The 17833-nt window shown below is 70.3% G+C and carries 15 protein-coding genes; 4 read left to right on the forward strand and 11 right to left on the reverse strand.

Annotated elements, in window-relative coordinates; genetic code table 11:
- Window positions 1–96 precede the first annotated feature (96 nt).
- From proB to rplU, 4 genes are all read right to left on the reverse strand, one after another.
- A complete protein-coding gene (proB, locus tag M4960_RS14360; RefSeq protein ID WP_248704590.1) occupies window positions 97–915 on the reverse strand; it encodes a glutamate 5-kinase in 819 nt (272 codons plus the stop codon).
- A gap of 7 nt (window positions 916–922) precedes the next feature.
- A complete protein-coding gene (gene obgE / locus M4960_RS14365; protein ID WP_248704591.1) occupies window positions 923–2521 on the reverse strand; it encodes a GTPase ObgE in 1599 nt (532 codons plus the stop codon).
- Between the two features lie 210 nt (window positions 2522–2731).
- Window positions 2732–2983: a 50S ribosomal protein L27 gene (rpmA, locus tag M4960_RS14370; RefSeq protein WP_071257351.1), complete on the reverse strand. Its 252-nt coding sequence runs from the start codon at window positions 2981–2983 to the stop codon at window positions 2732–2734.
- Between the two features lie 12 nt (window positions 2984–2995).
- Window positions 2996–3304 (reverse strand): 50S ribosomal protein L21, encoded by a 309-nt coding sequence (rplU, locus tag M4960_RS14375; protein ID WP_111084536.1) that lies wholly within the window; start codon window positions 3302–3304, stop codon window positions 2996–2998.
- A 179-nt stretch (window positions 3305–3483) separates the two neighbouring features.
- Here rplU and M4960_RS14380 point away from each other — a divergent pair, with 179 nt between their 5' ends.
- Window positions 3484–3756 carry a DUF4031 domain-containing protein gene (locus M4960_RS14380; protein WP_123313478.1) on the forward strand — a complete coding sequence of 91 codons (273 nt, stop codon included), beginning with the start codon at window positions 3484–3486 and terminating at the stop codon, window positions 3754–3756.
- A 448-nt stretch (window positions 3757–4204) separates the two neighbouring features.
- On the opposite strand, the gene M4960_RS14385 is transcribed toward M4960_RS14380, so the two are convergent.
- Together M4960_RS14385 and M4960_RS14390 are read right to left on the reverse strand one after the other, a co-directional pair.
- Window positions 4205–4894, reverse strand: coding sequence for a hypothetical protein (locus M4960_RS14385; RefSeq protein ID WP_248704592.1), 690 nt, complete (start codon window positions 4892–4894; stop codon window positions 4205–4207).
- A gap of 275 nt (window positions 4895–5169) precedes the next feature.
- Window positions 5170–8067, reverse strand: coding sequence for an Rne/Rng family ribonuclease (locus tag M4960_RS14390; RefSeq protein ID WP_248704593.1), 2898 nt, complete (start codon window positions 8065–8067; stop codon window positions 5170–5172).
- Window positions 8068–8416: 349 nt separating this feature from the next.
- On the opposite strand from M4960_RS14390, the gene M4960_RS14395 reads away from it, so the two are divergent.
- Both M4960_RS14395 and M4960_RS14400 read left to right on the forward strand, forming a co-directional pair.
- Window positions 8417–9019, forward strand: coding sequence for a vitamin K epoxide reductase family protein (locus M4960_RS14395; protein WP_243648896.1), 603 nt, complete (start codon window positions 8417–8419; stop codon window positions 9017–9019).
- A gap of 122 nt (window positions 9020–9141) precedes the next feature.
- Window positions 9142–9993, forward strand: coding sequence for a thioredoxin domain-containing protein (locus tag M4960_RS14400; RefSeq protein WP_248704594.1), 852 nt, complete (start codon window positions 9142–9144; stop codon window positions 9991–9993).
- A gap of 72 nt (window positions 9994–10065) precedes the next feature.
- Here the strand turns inward: M4960_RS14400 and M4960_RS14405 are convergent, their stop codons facing one another.
- Genes M4960_RS14405 through ileS form a run of 5 tightly spaced genes read right to left on the reverse strand, consistent with a single transcriptional unit; the run spans window position 10066 to window position 16531 of the window.
- Entirely contained in the window at window positions 10066–10914 is an 849-nt protein-coding gene (locus tag M4960_RS14405; protein WP_248704595.1) for a thioredoxin domain-containing protein, read from the reverse strand.
- 19 nt (window positions 10915–10933) lie between these two features.
- A complete protein-coding gene (gene ndk, locus M4960_RS14410; protein WP_111084529.1) occupies window positions 10934–11353 on the reverse strand; it encodes a nucleoside-diphosphate kinase in 420 nt (139 codons plus the stop codon).
- Between the two features lie 38 nt (window positions 11354–11391).
- Complete coding sequence (locus M4960_RS14415) at window positions 11392–11808, reverse strand: DUF4233 domain-containing protein (protein ID WP_248704596.1); 417 nt, start codon at window positions 11806–11808, stop codon at window positions 11392–11394.
- The gene (locus tag M4960_RS14420; RefSeq protein ID WP_248704597.1) at window positions 11805–13280 is read right to left on the reverse strand and encodes a folylpolyglutamate synthase/dihydrofolate synthase family protein; all 1476 of its coding nucleotides are present in this window, start codon (window positions 13278–13280) and stop codon (window positions 11805–11807) included. Before M4960_RS14420 ends, M4960_RS14415 begins: the two co-directional genes overlap by 4 nt.
- Complete coding sequence (ileS, locus tag M4960_RS14425) at window positions 13277–16531, reverse strand: isoleucine--tRNA ligase (protein ID WP_248704598.1); 3255 nt, start codon at window positions 16529–16531, stop codon at window positions 13277–13279. Before ileS ends, M4960_RS14420 begins: the two co-directional genes overlap by 4 nt.
- Window positions 16532–16775: 244 nt before the next feature.
- Between ileS and M4960_RS14430 the strand changes: the two genes are divergently transcribed.
- A complete protein-coding gene (locus M4960_RS14430; RefSeq protein ID WP_123938848.1) occupies window positions 16776–17810 on the forward strand; it encodes a cation diffusion facilitator family transporter in 1035 nt (344 codons plus the stop codon).
- Window positions 17811–17833 lie beyond the last annotated feature (23 nt).

Consider the following 17833-nt stretch of genomic DNA (forward strand, 5'->3'; position numbering starts at 1 on the left):
GACCGTCGCTCCGCGACGCCCGCGCCGACGGTCCCTGACCAGTCGGCGCCGTCCCGACCGCGAGTCGTGACCGCTCCGGGCGCGGTCCGACCCGTGTCAGGGACGCGGCGCGGCGTGGAACCAGGTGCCGACGTGCTCGCCCGACAGGGCGCGGTCGACGAGGGCCGTGGCGGTCACCAGCACCGAGGTACCCGCCTCGGCCGCGAGCCGTGCGGCCGCGACCTTGGTGCCTGCTCCCCCGGTCCCCACGCCGGACTTGCCGACGGAGCCGAAGGTGACGCCGGCGAGCTCGTCGCCGAACGGTACCTCTTCGATGCGCTCGGCGCCGGGCTGCTCCGGCGGCTTCGTGTACAGGGCCTCGACGTCCGACAGCAGCACCAGGGCGTCGGCACCGAGCAGCCGAGCCACCAGGGCGGCGAGCCGGTCGTTGTCACCGAAGCGGATCTCGTGCGTGGCGACCGTGTCGTTCTCGTTCACGATCGGCAGCACCCGCAGGGCGAGCAGCCGGTCGATGGCGCGTTGCGCGTTGACCCGGTGCGTGGGGTTCTGCAGGTCGCCGGCGGTCAGCAGGATCTGCGCCGCGACGACCCGGTGCCGGTCGAGTTCCTTCTGGTACCGGAACATCAGGACGTTCTGGCCGGTGGCCGCGGCGGCCTGCTGCGTGGCGAGGTCGTCGGGACGGCCCTCGAGCCCGAGGAACGGGAACCCGGTCGCGATCGCACCGGACGACACGAGCACGACCTCGGTGCCACGGCCGTAGGCGCTGGCCAGGGCGTCCACCAGCGGACCGATCTGGCCGGCGGCGTCACCGCTGACCGAGGACGAGCCAACCTTGACCACGATCCGCCGCGCACGCGGGATGTCCTCTCGCCGGGTGACGGGTCCGAGGTCGGTGCGGGCGGTCGTGTCGGTCATGCCGCGGTCAGTCCTTCTGGTCGCTGGTCTCGAAGTCGCCGGTCTCGACGCCGGTCTCGACTCCGGCCTCGGGGTCGCCGGTCTCGAGGTCGTCGCTCGTCACGACGTCGTCGTTCACCCAGAGGCCGGACACACGCTCCTGCTCGAGCTCCGCACGTGCGGCGGCCTTGGCGTCCATCCGCTCGAAGTACTCCTCGCGACGCTCGTTGCGGGTCGGACGCGAGGTCGCACCGATGCGGGCGTCGGTCCCGCGCGCGCTCGTGATGAGCTCCGCGGTGGACGTGAGCGTCGGCTCCCAGTCGAAGACCATGCCGCCGTCGCCACCGATCACGACGGTCGAACCGGCGACCGCGCCGGCCTTGAACAGGCCGTCCTCGACGCCGAGCTTCGCGAGCCGATCGGCCAGGAAGCCGATCGCCTCTTCGTTGGTGAAGTCGGTCTGCTGGATCCAGCGCTCCGGCTTCGCGCCGCGGACGCGGAAGAAGCGGTGCTCCTCGCCGCCCTCGGCGCGGACCGTGAAGCCCTGGTCGTTGACCGCACGGGGGCGGATGACGATGCGCTCGACGACGGGCTCGGCCGCGCGCTTGGCACGACCCTGCTCGACGACCTCGGCCAGCGCGAAGGTCAGCTCACGCAGACCCTTGTGCGACGCCGTGGAGATCGGGAACACGCGGTAGCCACGGCCCTCGAGCTCGGCGGTGACGAACTCGGCGAGCTCGGCGGCGTCCGGCACGTCGATCTTGTTGAGCGCGATGAGCTGCGGACGCTCGAGCAGCGGCACCTGGCCCTCCGGGACCGGGTAACGCTCGAGCTCGCCGAGGATGACGTCGAGGTCGCTGATCGGGTCGCGGCCCGGGTCCATCGTCGCGCAGTCGATGACGTGCAGCAGGGCTTCGCAGCGCTCGACGTGCCGCAGGAACTCGAGGCCGAGGCCCTTGCCCTCCGACGCGCCCTCGATCAGCCCGGGGACGTCCGCGACCGTGAAGCGGCTCTCGCCCGACTCGACGACGCCGAGGTTCGGGGTGAGCGTGGTGAAGGGGTAGTCGGCGATCTTCGGCTTCGCGGCCGAGATCGCGGCGATGAGCGAGGACTTGCCGGCGCTCGGGAACCCGACGAGGGCGACGTCGGCGATGGTCTTCAGCTCGAGGCTGATGTCGCCCGCCCAGCCCTCGGTGCCGAGGAGCGCGAAGCCGGGGGCCTTGCGCTTGGTGGTGGAGAGCGCCGCGTTGCCGAGGCCGCCCTGGCCACCGGGGGCCACGACGACGCGCATGCCGGGCTCGGTCAGGTCGGCGATGACCTCGCCGGCCTCGTCGTACACGACGGTGCCGATCGGGAGCGGGAGCTCCTGGACCTCGCCGCTGACGCCGCTGCGGTGGTCGCCCATGCCCGGCTGCCCGTTCTTGGACGAACGGTGCGGGGAGCGGTGGTAGCCGAGCAACGTGGTGACCTGCGGGTCGGCCACGAGCACGATGTCGCCGCCGTCACCTCCGTTGCCGCCGTCGGGCCCGGCGAGGGGCTTGAACTTCTCACGGCGGACCGAGACGCAACCGTTGCCGCCCTTCCCCGCGCTGAGGTGCAGGGTCACGCGGTCGACGAAGGTCGCCATGGTTCCACTCCTGGAAGATCGTTGCGCCGACGGGGTCCGTCAGCGCGTTGTGCCGACGAGATCCGTCGGCGCGTTGTGCCGACGTGATCCGTCGGCGCGTTGTGCCGACGAGATTCGTCAGCGCGTTGTGCCGGCGGCATCCGTCGGCGGGAAAAGCGAAGGAGGGGCGGGCACTCGGCCCGCCCCTCCCGCTGAAGCTGATCGTCGCGACTACGCGTTGACGATGTTGATGACCTTGCGGCCACCCTTGGTGCCGAACTCGACCGAACCGGCCGAGAGGGCGAACAGCGTGTCGTCGCCACCGCGGCCGACGTTGGCGCCCGGGTGGAAGTGGGTGCCACGCTGGCGGATGATGATCTCACCGGCGTTGACGACCTCGCCACCGAAGCGCTTCACGCCGAGGCGCTGTGCGTTCGAGTCACGACCGTTGCGAGTGGAACTCGCACCCTTCTTGTGTGCCATGAGCTGACTCCCTTACGCGATCTTCGTGATCTTGACGCGGGTCAGTTCAGCGCGGAAACCCTGGCGCTTCTTGTACCCGGTCTTGTTCTTGAACTTCTGGATGATGACCTTCGGACCGCGCAGGTCGTCGAGCACCTCGGCGGTGACGGTCACGTTGACGAGCTCGGAAGCCGCCGACGTGATCTTGTCACCGTCCACGAGGAGCACGGGGGCGAGGTCGATGTTGCCCTTGTCGTCCGCCTTGACACGGTCGACGGTCAGGATGGTGCCGACCTCGACCTTTTCCTGACGGCCGCCGGCGCGCACTACTGCGTAAACCACGTGGAAATCCTTACGTAACTCTGCTTGAGGGAAGTCTCGGGTGCCCACTTCTGCACGAGCGGCTCCCGGAAGGCCGGGCCCGATCGGCGACGCAGGCAGAACGGCCCGCTGACACCAGGGATCGAGAATACTCGATCCCCATGGGTCCGGTCAAACGGCGACACACGTACGATTGCACGGTGACCGTGTTGATCGACCCACCGACGTGGCCCGCTCACGACACTCTGTGGTCGCACCTCGTCAGTGATGAATCCTACGCGGAACTCCACGCGTTCGCTGCACGCGCCGGTGTGCCGCGTCGTGCGTTCGACCACGACCACTACGACGTGCCGCTCGCGAAGTACGACGAGCTGGTCGCCGCGGGGGCCTCTGCGGTGTCCGGCCGGGAGCTCGTGCTGCGGCTCATCCGCAGCGGCCTGCGTGTGGCGCAGCGCGACAAGCGCGCCCACTGACGCGCCGCGCGTGCGTCCGGCACGCACGGTGCGAGGTTCCCGACTCGGTGCGGGGCACGCCGGCTCGCACGGTGTCTGCAACCGCGCACGGTGCGGACGGGAGGCCCGGCCAACGCCCGCCACGCCCGTCCTGTCGCACGGTGCGCGGCCGGCTCGCAGGCGTCCGCGCACCGTGCGAGGTTGCCCACAGCGTGCGAGGTCGGCAGCACGGTGCGTCGCCAAAGGCTCGCACCGTGCCGCGGCCGCTGCACCGCCCGGAGAACCTCGCACGGTGCGACGACAGGCGGACGCCGCACCGCGCAGGACCGCGGTCGCGGCTCGGGCACGTGCGCACCGTGCGAGGTTGACCACATGGTGCGAGGTACGAAGGCCGCACCATGTGGTCAACCTCGCACCGTGCAGCGACCGCCCGCACGACCGAGGGCACGCACGACCGCACAACCCGAGGTCAGCGGGGCGCTGGACCGCCCCAGGGGGCTGCCGGCGGCTGCTGCTGGTCCGGACGGGGCTGTGCGCCGTACTGGCCGCCGTACTGCCCGTGGGGGTCCGGCTGGACCAGACCCTGTCCGTACGGGCCCTGCTGCGGCTGCTGCGGCCCCGGCTGCACGGTCGCGGGCGGGACGGCGTCGGCGGGCCGAACCGTCCCCGGCAGACCGGACGTCGGCGCGGTGCCACGGTTCCGTCGCGGGCGCCCGAGCCACAGCCACGCCGCGGTCGCGCTCGCCAGGAGCATCACCGTGAACGGCACGCCGTTGCGGAGCGGGTTCGTGACGACGTCGATCACGAGTCGGGAACTGCCCGAGGTGATCGCGCCGAACGCCCCCGTGAAGACACCGACGAGCGCGAGGGCGATCGTCCCAGCAGCCCCGGCGAGCACCGCACGGAGCAGCACGGTCGGCAGCGGACTGCGGCGGGCGATCGGCGTCAGGAACGCCAGCGCCAGGAACGCCCCCGCGTAGAACGGGAACGGCGCCAGGAACACCGAGGCGATGAAGCTGCCGACCAGGCTGGCACCCGCGCCGTAGTGCGCGAACGGGCTGACGACGAGCGACGTCCCGATGAGCCCGACGATGCCGGACACGAACTCGACCAGCACGAGGGACACCACGGCGATGAGCGCCCCTGCGGTGTTGTTCACCGAGGCGCCGGGCGCGAAGGCCCGACGTGGATCAGCCGGTGCACGCGGCGGTCGCGGCGGGGCGTAGGGCACCCCGGCAGCGGGCTGGACGCCGTGCGGCGGCTGCCCACCAGGCTGCCCGCCAGGTTGCCCACCGTACGGCGGCTGCCCACCAGGCTGCCCACCGTACGGCGGCGCGGAACCGCCGGCTCCCCCGGGTCCGGGCGGTGCGGGCTGCTGCCAGCCCGCACCGTAGTACCCACGATCCTGCTGCGGGTCACCGGGGTTCGTCACGCTCAGTTCCCCAGGATGACGGAGCCGTCGGCGTCCTCGCCGGACGCACCCTCGGTCGTGGCCGGGGCACTGATGCTCGGCGACGACACCCGGCGGGACCGCGAACGACCCTGACCCGGCTGCTTCGGCTCCGGCAGCGCCTGGAGCACGGAGTCCAACAGCGACTCGGCGTCCGGGGCGACCTGACGCGGCTCGCGCTTCGGGGCGGCGTTGAGCGGGATGTCCAGGATCGCGACCGTGTTGTCGGTCGGGGTCACCGTCGCGCTGGAGCTGACCCGACGGCGGGCCGGGGCCTTGGCCTTCGGTTCGGCTGCAGGAGCAGCAGCCTCGGCGACCGCCTGCTTCGGCGCAGCCTGCTTCGGCTGGTCGCGCTTCGGCTCGGCCTGCTTCGGCTCGACAGCGGCCTCCGCCTCGACTGCGACGGGCGCCGACTCGGTGACCTCGGTGGCTTCGGTCGCGGCAGCGTTCGACTGCTCACCGCTCCGTCCACCACGGCCGCCACGGCGCCGACGCTTCGACCCGGTGGGCTGTTCGCCCGCTCCGGAGTCGTCGGACGCGGACGTCGCTGCGGGGACGTCGGCCGAAGCCGGTGCCTCCGCCGAGGTCGGCGAAGCCGGCGAGTCCTCGTGCGGGATCGTCGAGGCGGCGATCCGCGACAGCGCGCTCTTCACGTCGTCGGTGATCTGGTGCGTCTGGCTCGACTGCCCGTTCGACGAACCGGAACCCGAGCCACCGCCGGAGTTGCCCCCGCCGTTGCCGTGCCCGTTGCCACCGTTGCCGTTGCTGCCGCTGCCGTTGCCACCGGCACCGCTGCGTCCCTTGCGACGCCCCTTGCTCGGGCCCGGGTCGGCGTTGTTGTCGTTGACCTTCGCGTTGACCTCGTCGAGCGACTCGCGCAGGCCGACGCCGATCTTCTTGCGGGTCATCTGCACGAGGCCGAGCGAGGTGACCTCGGCGACCTGGTGCTTCGTGCGGTCGCGGCTCAGGCACTCGATCAGGCGACGGAGCACGAGGTCGCGGTTCTCCTCGAGCACCATGTCGATGAAGTCGACGACGATGATGCCGCCGATGTCGCGCAGGCGGAGCTGGCGGACGAGTTCCTCGGCGGCCTCGAGGTTGTTCTTCGTGACCGTCTCCTCGAGGTTGCCCCCGGAGCCGACGAACTTGCCCGTGTTGACGTCGACGACCGTCATGGCCTCGGTACGGTCGATGACGAGCGAACCACCGGAGGGCAGCCAGACCTTGCGGTCGAGCGCCTTGTCGATCTGCTCGTTAAGGCGGTACTCCTCGAAGGAGTCCGGGCCCTCGTAGCGGACGACGCGGTCCTTCAGGTCGGGCGCTACGGCCGACAGGTACTCGTCGATGGTGCCGCCGGCGGCCTCGCCATCGATGATGAGCTTCGTGAAGTCCTCGTTGAAGACGTCACGCACGATCTTGACGAGCAGGTCCGGCTCCGAGTGCAGCATCACCGGGGCCTGGCCACCGGCGACCTTCTTCTGGATGGCCTCCCACTGGCTGGTCAGGCGCTGCACGTCGCGGGTGAGCTGCTCCTCGGTCGCACCTTCGGCAGCGGTGCGCACGATGACGCCCGCGTGCTCCGGCAGGACCTCTTTCAGGATCTTCTTCAGGCGCGCACGCTCGGTGTCGGGCAGCTTGCGCGAGATCCCGTTCATCGAGCCGTTCGGCACGTAGACCAGGTAGCGACCGGGCAGCGAGACCTGGCTGGTCAGGCGGGCGCCCTTGTGGCCGACGGGGTCCTTCGTGACCTGGACCAGGACCTTGTCGCCCGGCTTGAGCGCGGCCTCGATGCGACGGCCGTGGCTGGTGTCGACCGAGTTCCAGTCGACCTCGCCGGCGTACAGCACGGCGTTGCGGCCGCGGCCGATGTCGACGAAGGCGGCCTCCATCGAGGGCAGGACGTTCTGCACCTTGCCGAGGTACACGTTGCCGATCAGCGACACGTTCTCGGACTTGGTGATGTAGTGCTCGGCGAGGATGCCGTCCTCGAGCACGCCGATCTCGATGGTCGACGAGCTGGAGCGCACGATCATCTGGCGGTCGACGCTCTCGCGGCGGGCGAGGAACTCGTCCTCGCTCACGACCTGGCGGCGGCGTCCGGCGTCACGGCCGTCGCGGCGACGCTGCTTCTTCGCCTCGAGCCGGGTCGAGCCCTTGATGCGCTGCGGCTCGGTGATGAGCTCGGGCTCGCGGCGGCGGGGCTCCTGGTGGTCGCGCGGCTCGCGGGGCGCACGGGCCTCGCGGTCGGCGCTGCTCCCCCGACGACGCGAGCGCCGGCGGGATCCGCCCTGCTCCTCACGCTCGTCGGTGTCGTACCGGTCATCGCGGTCGAACCGGTCCTCGCGCTCGGATCGCTCGGAGCGGTCGGAGCGCTCGTAGCGGTCGTCTCGGTCGTCCTCGTCGCGCTCGTACCGCGCGGCACGGCGCGGCAGCTCCGGCAGGACGGGGGCGTGGAAGATCAGGCTGAGCGTGCTCGTCGCCTTCGGGACGAACGGCTCGGCTGGGGCGGCGGGTTCGCTCGCCTCGGCCGTCGGCTCGGTCTCGGTCGGACGGGAGGCACCACTCGGCTCCGCCACGTCGGCTGCGGGCTCGGTCGGCTCGGCCGTGACCACCGGCAGGTCGCCGGTCAGAGTGCTCACGTCGTCCGGCTCGGCGCTCTGCGCGGAGACGGCCTCGACCGCGACGGACACGGCTTCTGCCGGTGCCCCGTCCGCCGGTGCCCCGTCCGTCAGTGCGAGGGACTCGTCGACGGCCGGCACCTGCACGGCGTCGGCCGCGACCTGCTGGCCGGACGACCGGGCGCGGCGTCCGCCGAACAGGCGGGTCCGACGCTTCGGGGCGTTCTCGTCGTTGGTCGTGTTGTCGTTGTTCTGCTCCACCATGGACTGGCGCACTCCTCGGCCCCACTCGCACCCTTGTCAGGCGGCGGGAATTCTTTGGTTGTGGCGGTGGCGTCGACGCCCCGCGCTCGCTGTCTTCGTGATCGGTCTGCGTCAACTTCTCGTTGCGTCCGCTGCCGTTCCGGTCCGGGCACCCGGCCCGGGTCGGCTCGGCGTCGGAGTGACGCTGTCCCGACCACGGTGCGCTCTCACCGCACCTGATCGTCCGGACACTGCCCCGTGGGGCACTGCCCGGAAAGCTCTCTTCGGTCTGCGGTTGCCCGCACGACCTCCGGCCAGTATCGCACGCCGCTCCCGGAAAGGACCGGAAGCCACATGCGATGATGACGGCGTGAGCACGTCAGCGCCTGCCCCCCGTCGTCCGATCGCGATGGCCGTCTTCCTCTTGATCACCGGGTTCGTCGGCCTGTACGGGTCCTTCTCCCTGGTGCTCGACGAGTTCAAGAAGTACGCCGACCCCGACACGGTGCTCTCGTGCGACGTGAACCCGTTCATCAGCTGCTCGGACGTGATGGCGAGCTGGCAGGGCCACCTGTTCGGGTTCCCGAACCCACTGCTCGGCGTGATGGGCTTCGTGGCGCCGATCGCCGTCGCGGTGATGATGCTCGCGGGCTTCCGCAACGGTTCGCGGTGGTTCTGGATCGCGTTCAACGCCGGCGTGTTCCTGGCGTGGGTCTTCGTGACGTGGCTCTTCACCCAGACCGTCTGGTTCATCGGCGCGCTGTGCCCGTGGTGCATGCTCGTGTGGTCGATGACGATCCCGATGTTCTGGGTGTTCACGATCTGGAACGCCGCGCAGGGCCGCTTCGGTGCCCGCACCCAGCGGGTCGGCCGGGCACTGCTCCCGTTCTGCTGGGCGTTCCCGCTGGCGAACTACCTGTTCATCGTCGTGACGATCATCATCAAGTTCCCGACCATCCTGACGGTCTTCTGATCCGCTGCTGGGCGTCCCCGATGCGGCGCCCATGACGCTTCGATGACGCGTCACCGAATTCCTGGGGGCTTCCCAGGCAGGACGCCCGATCGACCTCCGGGCAGCACCTACGCTCGATCTCGATGAGCGAGAACGAGAGCAAGAAGGTCCGTCGCGACGCCGCCCGAGAGCGCGCTCGCGAAGCCCGGGTGCAGGAGCAGGCCCGACGTCGCCGCAACAAGACGCTCGGGATCAGCGGCATCATCGTCGGCAGCCTGGCGGTCGTCGCCGTGGTCGTCCTGGTGATCGCGAACTCGGTGCAACCCGCGGGGCCCGGGCCGCGGAACATGGCGAGCGACGGCATCCTGTTCACCGGCCAGAGCGGCGAGATCGTGCCCGTCGAGACGAAGGCGACACCCGACGGCGGGACCCCGACGGCGACGGAGCAGGACGACTCGGTGGCGAACATCACCGTGTACTCGGACTACATGTGCCCGTACTGCAACCAGTTCGAGACGGCGCAGATGGACCAGATCGAGCAGTGGGTGAAGGCCGGGTCCGCGACGCTCGAACTGCACCCGTTCAACCTGCTCGACCGGGTGTCGCTCGGGTCGAAGTACTCCACCCGCTCCGCCGCCGCGGCCGCCTGTGTGGCGAACTACGACCCCGACGCGTTCCTGGCGTACAACACGTCGCTCTACGAGAACCAGCCGTCCGAGAGCACCAAGGGCCTGACGAACGACGAGCTGGCGTCGCTGGCGAAGGACGCCGGCGCGACGAACAGCAAGGTCACCTCGTGCATCACCGGGCAGCACTTCGCCGGGTGGGTCGCCGACGCCACGAACCGGGTGATGAACGACCCGATCCCGAACTCGTCACTCGACAAGGTGACGAGCACCCCGACGATCATCGTGAACGGCAAGCAGTTCACCGGCTCCCTGACCGACACCGACGCCTTCGCGTCCTTCGTCGAGCAGAACGGCGGCGCCGCGTAGGCACGAGGCAGCGCGACGACGAAGGCCCCCGCTTCCGGATGGAAGCGGGGGCCTTCGCTCGTGCAGGTGGTGCTACTTCGCCGCGGCGTCGATCGCGGTGATGACCGTGCTGAGGTCGTCGAGGCGCTTGCCGTCGACGACCACGGTCGGCGTGCCGAAGCCCCGCGTGCCCTGCAGTGCCTCGTCCGCGGTGACGAGCTTCGTGGACTTCGTCACCCAGCCCTTGAACTGCTCGGTCGACAGGCACTCGGAGACGTTCGACCCGGTCGCGCCGCCCGCCTTCACGAACTTCGCGATCTCGGCGTTCGTCAAGCCTCTCGTCCCCTCGGCCGGTTGGTTGTCGAAGAACTGCGTCTGGACGTCCAGGAACTTGTCCGGCGCGTAGTTCGCGACGCACATCGCCGCGTTCGCCGCGCGGCTCGCGTACCGCGAGCCGGCGTAGCTGTTGTCGAGGATCGACACCGGCTGGATGGCCAGCGTCGCGTCGCCCGACTTCACCTTGTCCAGGATCTGGTCGGCGTAGGCGGCCTCGAACTGCTTGCAGACCGGGCAGGCCCAGTCGACGTACTCGGTGACCGCGACCGCACCGTCGGTGTTCGACGTCGGGACTGCCGACGGGGTGCCCTTCGCGGTGACGGCCTTCGTGGTCACCGGGGTGACCTCGCCGCCCTCGCCGGTGAACTGGATCGCGCCGGTGGCCATGTTCTTCGGCCCGGCAGCGGACACGGCGGGTGCGTTGTTCACGTTCACCACGACGAGCGTGATGATCGCGGCGATCGCGATGATGCCCAGGCCGATGCCGCCCTGCAGGAACCACTTGTTGCGGCGCTTGCGACGCTTCTCGGCATCGGCGCGCTGGCGCGAGACCTCACGCGCGTGCTGGCGACGCTCGTTCTTGGTGGGTCGGTCGTTGTTCGTCACGAGTCGTTCCCCCGGCGTCTCAGGCGAACCAGAGCGCGAGCTCGCGCGCCGACGACTCGGTGCTGTCCGACCCGTGCACCAGGTTCTGCTGCACCTTGAGGCCCCAGTCGCGACCGAGGTCGCCACGGATGGTGCCGGGCGCGGCGCTGGTGGGGTCGGTGGTGCCGGCGAGCGACCGGAAGCCGGCGATCACGCCGTTGCCGGCGACGCGCACGGCGACGACCGGACCGGACTGCATGAACTCGACGAGCGGCTCGAAGAACGGCTTGCCCTGGTGCTCCTCGTAGTGTGCGTCCAACAGGTCGCGCGGCGCGGTGAGCATCTTCAGGTCGACGATCTCGTAGCCCTTCGACTCGATGCGGCGGAGGATCTCACCGGTGAGCTGGCGGGCGACGCCGTCGGGCTTGACGAGGACGAGGGTCTCTTCGAGGTCGGACACGCAGTACTCCTAGTGTGTTCGCGGGATCGGAGGGGTGGTCAGTCCTCGCCCATGGCGGCCCGGCGCGCGGCGTTCTGGCGGTCGAGCTGACCGCCCTTGACGAAGCAGAAGACCCACAGCGCCAGGAACACCACGGCGACCGCGAACATGAACGGTTCGATGAACCCGGTGGCGAGGATGGCCGCCTGCAGCAGCCACCCGAACCCTACACCGGCGGGGTTGCCGGTCAGACGTGAGGCCAGCGCCAGCACGACCATCGCACCGATGCCGCCGCCGAACGCCAGGGCCGGCGGCAGGGTCCCCTTGCCGAACACGACGAGCATCGGGAAGAAGAACATGATCGCCTCGAGCACGAGCGCGATCGACAGCAGGCTCTCCTGCGCCCCGCGGTCGCGTCGCGGCTTCCGGGTGCGCGGTGCGCGCGCCGGCCGGGAGGCCCTGGGTGCGTTCGTCACTTCGTCTCGCCTTCCCGGTGGACCAGGTCCATGACCGCACCCACCATCACGATGGAGCCCGCGACGAGCACGAGGGCGTCCTCGGCGTCCGCCTCGTCCGCCAGGTCGCGTGCCTGCTGCAGCGCGGCGGCGAGCGACGGTTCGACGACGACCCGGTCCGCGCCGACCTCGTCCACGACGACCTTCGCGAAGGCGTCCGCGTCGAGGGCACGCTCCCCCGGGGGCTGCGTGACGACGAAGGTCTCGACGGTGCCCTTCAGCGCGCGGACGAACCCGCGGGCGTCCTTGTCGCCGAGGATCCCGACGACGCCGACGACGTGCTCGGACGGGAACGCCACCGGCAGGGCCTCGGCCAGGGCCTTGGCGCCGTGCGGGTTGTGCGCCGCGTCGACCACGACGGTCGGGTCGGTGGCGATCGGCTGGAGGCGACCCGGGCTGGTGGCACCGGCGAGGCCCTCGGACAGGACGTCCTCGTCGAGCGCCTGGGTGCCCCGACCGAGGAACGACTCGACCGCGGCGATCGCCACGGCCGCGTTGTGCGCCTGGTGCCGCCCGAACAGCGGCAGGAACAGGTCGTCGTAGCGGCCGGCGATCCCCTGCACGGTGATGAGCTGACCGCCCACCGCCGGCGTGACGTCCACGACGCTGAAACCGGTGCCCTCGACGGCCAGGGTCGACTCGGTGAGCTCGGCGGCACGCTCGAGTTCGACGAGTGCCTCGGGGACCTGCTCGCTCGACACCACGGCGGACGACGGCTTGATGATCCCGGACTTGGTCCGCGCGATCTCCGCCACCGTGCTGCCGAGCTGCTTCGCGTGGTCGATGGCGATCGGCGTGAACACCGCGACCTGGCTCTGCACGACGTTGGTGGAGTCCCACTCGCCGCCCATGCCGACCTCGATCACGGCGACGTCGACGGGCGCCTCGGCGAAGCACGCCAGGGCCAGGACGGTCAGTGCCTCGAAGAAGGTGAGCGGGAGCTCGCCCTTGGCGGTGAGCTCCTGGTCGGTCAGTTCGAGGACCGGGGCGATGTCGTCCCAGTTCTCGACGAGCCGGCTCGGCTCGATCGGCTGCCCGTCGATGACGATGCGCTCCCGGATCGACACCAGGTGCGGGCTCGTCATCAGACCGGTGCGCAGACCGTGGGCACGGACGATGCTCTCGGTCGTGCGCGCGGTGGACGTCTTGCCGTTCGTGCCGGTGACGTGGATCACCGGGTACGCCAGGTGCGGGTCGCCGAGCAGCTCGACGGCGCGACGGGTCGCGGTCAGGCGGTGCTCGGGCGACTGCTCACCGATCCGGGCGTACAGGGCGGCCTCGACGCGCTTGACCTCGTCGTCGTCACCGCCGTACGGCACGGCTTCGACCGGAGCGTCACCGGACGGCCCCACCGGGATCCGGATGCCGTCCTCGTCGTGCTGGTCGTGCTGGTCGTGCGGGTCGTGCTCGTCGTACTGGTCGTCGTCGCTCATGCGCGTGACACCTCCACGGTCACCTTCGCGCCGTCACCGACATCGGTGGTGGCGCCTGCCCCGAGGGGCACGATCTCGACGCTCGTCGCCAGGGTCTCCCCCGCGATGAGCTGCTGGTGGGTGCGCACCGACGCGTCGGCGGCATCGTCGACCCCGAGGGTCAGGACGATGCGGTCGCTGACGTCCAGGTCGGCGTCGCGTCGGGCCTGCTGGACGGCGCGGACGACGTCGCGGGCGAGCCCCTCGGCCTCGAGCTCGGGCGTGGTCACGGTGTCGAGCACCACGAAGCCGCCCTCGTCGAGGAACGCCACGGCGACCGACGGGTCGGCGACGGTGAGGTCGAGCGTGTACTCGCCCTCGACCAGGTCGACCCCGCCGACGGTCACGCCGGACTCGGTCGTGGTCCAGTCGCCCTTCTTCGCGGCCGGGATCACCTGCTGCACGGCCTTGCCGATGCGCGGGCCGGCGACGCGGGCGTTGACGGTGAGCTTCCGCTCGATGCCGTACTGCGCCAGGGACTCCTCGGCCTGGGCCTCGAGCACGACCCGCTTGACGTTCAGCTCGTCGCGCAGGATGTCGGCGAACGGTTCGACCGCCGCCGGGTCCGGCACCACGAGGGTGAGCGTGGCGAGCGGCAGCCGGACGCGCTTGCCGGTCGCCTTGCGGAGCGCGAGGCCCTTCGAGGCGACGTCGCGCACGCGGTCCATCGCCGCGACGAGGGCGTCGTCGGCGGGGAACTCGGCAGCGTCGGGGAAGTCCGTCAGGTGCACGCTCCGACCACCGGTCAGGCCCTTCCAGATCTCCTCGGTGACGAGCGGGGCGAGCGGGGCCGCCACACGGGTCAGGGTCTCGAGCACCGTGTACAGGGTGTCGAACGCCGCACGGGCGTCGTCCCCTGCCGCGCCGTCGGCCCCGGTCCAGAACTTGTCGCGCGACCGGCGGACGTACCAGTTCGTCAGCACGTCGGCGAAGTCACGGACGGCCTGGGCCGCGAGCGGGGTGTCGAGCGCGTCGAGGTGCTGCTGCACGTCGGACACGAGCACCCGGGTCTTCGCGAGCAGGTACCGGTCGAGGACGTCGGTCGAATCCGTCCGGCGCTGCGCCTGGTACCCGCCCGGCCCCGAGGCGTTCGCGTACAGGGTGAAGAAGTAGTACGTCGACCACAGCGGGAGCATGAACTCGCGGACACCCTGGCGGATGCCCTCTTCGGTGACGACGAGGTTGCCACCGCGGATCACCGACGAGGACATCAGGAACCAGCGCATGGCGTCGGCACCGTCGCGGTCGAACACCTCGGAGACGTCCGGGTAGTTCCGGAGCGACTTCGACATCTTCTGACCGTCCGAGCCGAGGACGATGCCGTGGCTGATGACGTTCTTGAAGGCCGGTCGGTCGAACAGCGCGGTGGACAGCACGTGCATGACGTAGAACCAGCCGCGGGTCTGCCCGATGTACTCGACGATGAAGTCGGCCGGGTTGTGCGACTCGAACCACTCCCGGTTCTCGAACGGGTAGTGCACCTGGGCGTACGGCATCGACCCGGAGTCGAACCAGACGTCGAACACGTCGGTGATCCGGCGCATCGTCGAGTTCCCCGTGGGGTCGTCGGGGTTCGGGCGGGTCAGGTCGTCGATGAACGGGCGGTGCAGGTCGACCTCGCCGTCGGCGTTCAGCGGCAGGCGGCCGAAGTCGCGCTCGATGTCCTCGAGCGAGCCGTACACGTCGGTGCGCGGGTACTCGGGGTCGTCGGACTGCCACACCGGGATCGGCGTGCCGAAGTAGCGGTTGCGCGACACCGACCAGTCGATGGCGTTGCCGACCCACTTGCCGAACTGGCCGTCCTTGACGTTCTCCGGCACCCAGTTGATGTCCTGGTTGAGCTCGCCCATGCGGTCGCGGAAGTCGGTGACCCGCACGAACCACGACGACACGGCCTTGTAGATGAGGGGCTTCCGGCACCGCCAGCAGTGCGGGTAGCTGTGCTCGTAGGACGCCTGGCGGAGCAGACGACCGGCGTCCCGGACGGCCTTGGTGAGGGGCTTGTTCGCGTCGGACCAGAGCATGCCGGCGACCTCGCCGAACTGCGAGGTGAAGACCCCGCCCTCGTCGAGGGAGAGCACCACGGGGATGCCGGCGGCAGCACAGACCACCTGGTCGTCGGCACCGTAGGCCGGGGCCTGGTGCACGATGCCGGTGCCCTCGCCGGTCTCGACGTAGTCGGCGACCAGGATGCGCCAGGCGTGCTCCATGCCCTCGGCTTCGGCGAGGAAGTCGAACAGGCGCTCGTACTCGACGCCGTCGAGCTCCGCACCCGTCAGGGTGCGGACGACCGCGGCAGCGGCGTCCTCGGCCGTCTCGTAGCCGAGGTCCTTCGCGTAGGCGGCCACGGTGTCCGAAGCCAACAGGTACGAGACGGAACCGGCGTCGGCGCCGTCAGCCGCGCCTCCCGGCCCCGCAGGGAGCACCACGTACGAGACCGCAGGCCCGACGGCCAACGCGGCGTTCGTGGGCAGGGTCCAGGGGGTCGTCGTCCAGGCGAGCGCACGCACGCCGGCCAGCCCGAGCGACTCGGCGCGCGCACCCTGCAGCGGGAACGACACCGTGACGGACTGGTCCTGGCGCATCTTGTAGACGTCGTCGTCCATGCGCAGCTCGTGGTTCGACAGCGGCGTCTGGTCGTTCCAGCAGTACGGCAGGACCCGGAAGCCCTCGTACGCCAGGCCCTTGTCCCAGAGCTGCTTCCACGCCCACAGCACGCTCTCCATGAACGTCGTGTCGAGCGTCTTGTAGTCGTCCTCGAAGTCGACCCAGCGCGCCTGGCGGGTGACGTACTGCTGCCACTCGTCGGTGTACTGCAGCACGGACTTCTTGGCGGCGGCGTTGAACACGTCGACGCCCATCTCGTCGATCTCGTGCTTCTCGGTGATGCCGAGCTGGCGCATCGCCTCGAGCTCGGCGGGCAGCCCGTGGGTGTCCCAGCCGAAGCGGCGGTGCACCTGCTTGCCGCGCATGGTCTGGTAGCGCGGGAAGACGTCCTTCGCGTACCCGGTCAGCAGGTGACCGTAGTGCGGCAGGCCGTTCGCGAACGGCGGGCCGTCGTAGAAGGTCCACTCGTCGCAGCCCTGGCGCTGGTCGATGGACGCCTGGAACGTGTCGTCGCCCTTCCAGAAGGCGAGGATCCCCCGCTCGACGGCGGGGAAGGACGGCGAGGGGACGACGCCATCGGCATCGGCGTTCAACGGGTACGGCACCGGGACTCCTTGTGGGTTCGCTCGATCTCCACGAGGACGGAGCACGCTCCGCGGTACCACCTCGCTTGCCATGCCGTGCTGTCCGCACGTCACGACCGCTCGTGTTCGGGTTCGGTGCGGCCCGGTCCGCCCGGTTCTACTGACGAGCCGCTCGCGCGGACCGCGTTCTTCCGGGAGCTCCCCGGTGATGGCCGGATCGACGCTCGTGTGACACGAGTTTAGCGGACGGGAGCATGCTGGAGGGATGCCCGACGACTCTGCCTCCGGCGAACGCCCGGAGTCCTCCCTCACCGTCATCATCGCCTTCGGCGCGAACCTGCTCGTCGCGATCGCGAAGACCATCGCGTCGCTCATCTCGGGTTCGGCCTCGATGGTGGCCGAGGCAGCGCACTCGTGGGCGGACACCGGCAACGAGATCTTCCTGCTGGTCGCCGAACGACGGGGCGCGCGGAAGCGCGACACCGCACACCCGCTCGGGTACGGACGCGAGACCTACATCTGGTCGATGTTCGCCGCGTTCGGGCTGTTCACCGCCGGTGCCATCGTGTCGATCTACCACGGCATCTCCGAGCTCGGCGAGACGGGTCCGGCCGAGGACGTCCTGCTCAACTACATCGTGCTCGCGCTGTCGTTCTGCCTCGAGGGCACGAGCTTCCTGCAGGCCTACCGCCAGGCGCACGGAGCGGCGACGAAGCGCAAGGTGCCGGTGCTGCGCCACGTGCTGCAGTCCTCGAACCCGACGCTGCGGGCCGTGTTCGCCGAGGACGCCGCTGCGCTCATCGGCCTCGTCGTCGCGTTCCTCGGGGTGTTCCTGCACCAGATCACCGGCCTGGCGATCTTCGACGCGATCGGGTCCATCGCGATCGGCCTGCTGCTCGGGGTCGTGGCGATCATCCTCATCGACCGCAACCGCCGCTTCCTGCTCGGCGAGAGCACGTCGCCCGAGCTCGAGAACGCCGTGCTCGTCGAGCTGCTCGGCCGCTCGCAGATCGAACGTGTCACCTACCTGCACCTGGAGTTCGTCGGACCGTCGCGGGTGTACCTCGTCGCCGCCGTCGACCTGACGGGCAACGAGAACGAGGAGCACGTCGCGGTGCGGTTGCGCGACGTCGAGAAGTCGCTCGAGGACAGCCCGTACATCGAGGAAGCCGTGCTGACGCTGAGCTACCCGGGCGACGCCTCGCTGCGGCCGACGAGCGACGAGGTGCCCGAGGTGGTGCGCGACGGGACGGCCTCGGACGTGGCCGCCGGCGGCGCCGGGACGCTGCGCACCGACTGACGCGCGGGCGAGCGTCGCCGGCG

This window comes from Curtobacterium sp. MWU13-2055 (genome assembly GCF_023242305.1).
Taxonomy (GTDB): domain Bacteria; phylum Actinomycetota; class Actinomycetes; order Actinomycetales; family Microbacteriaceae; genus Curtobacterium.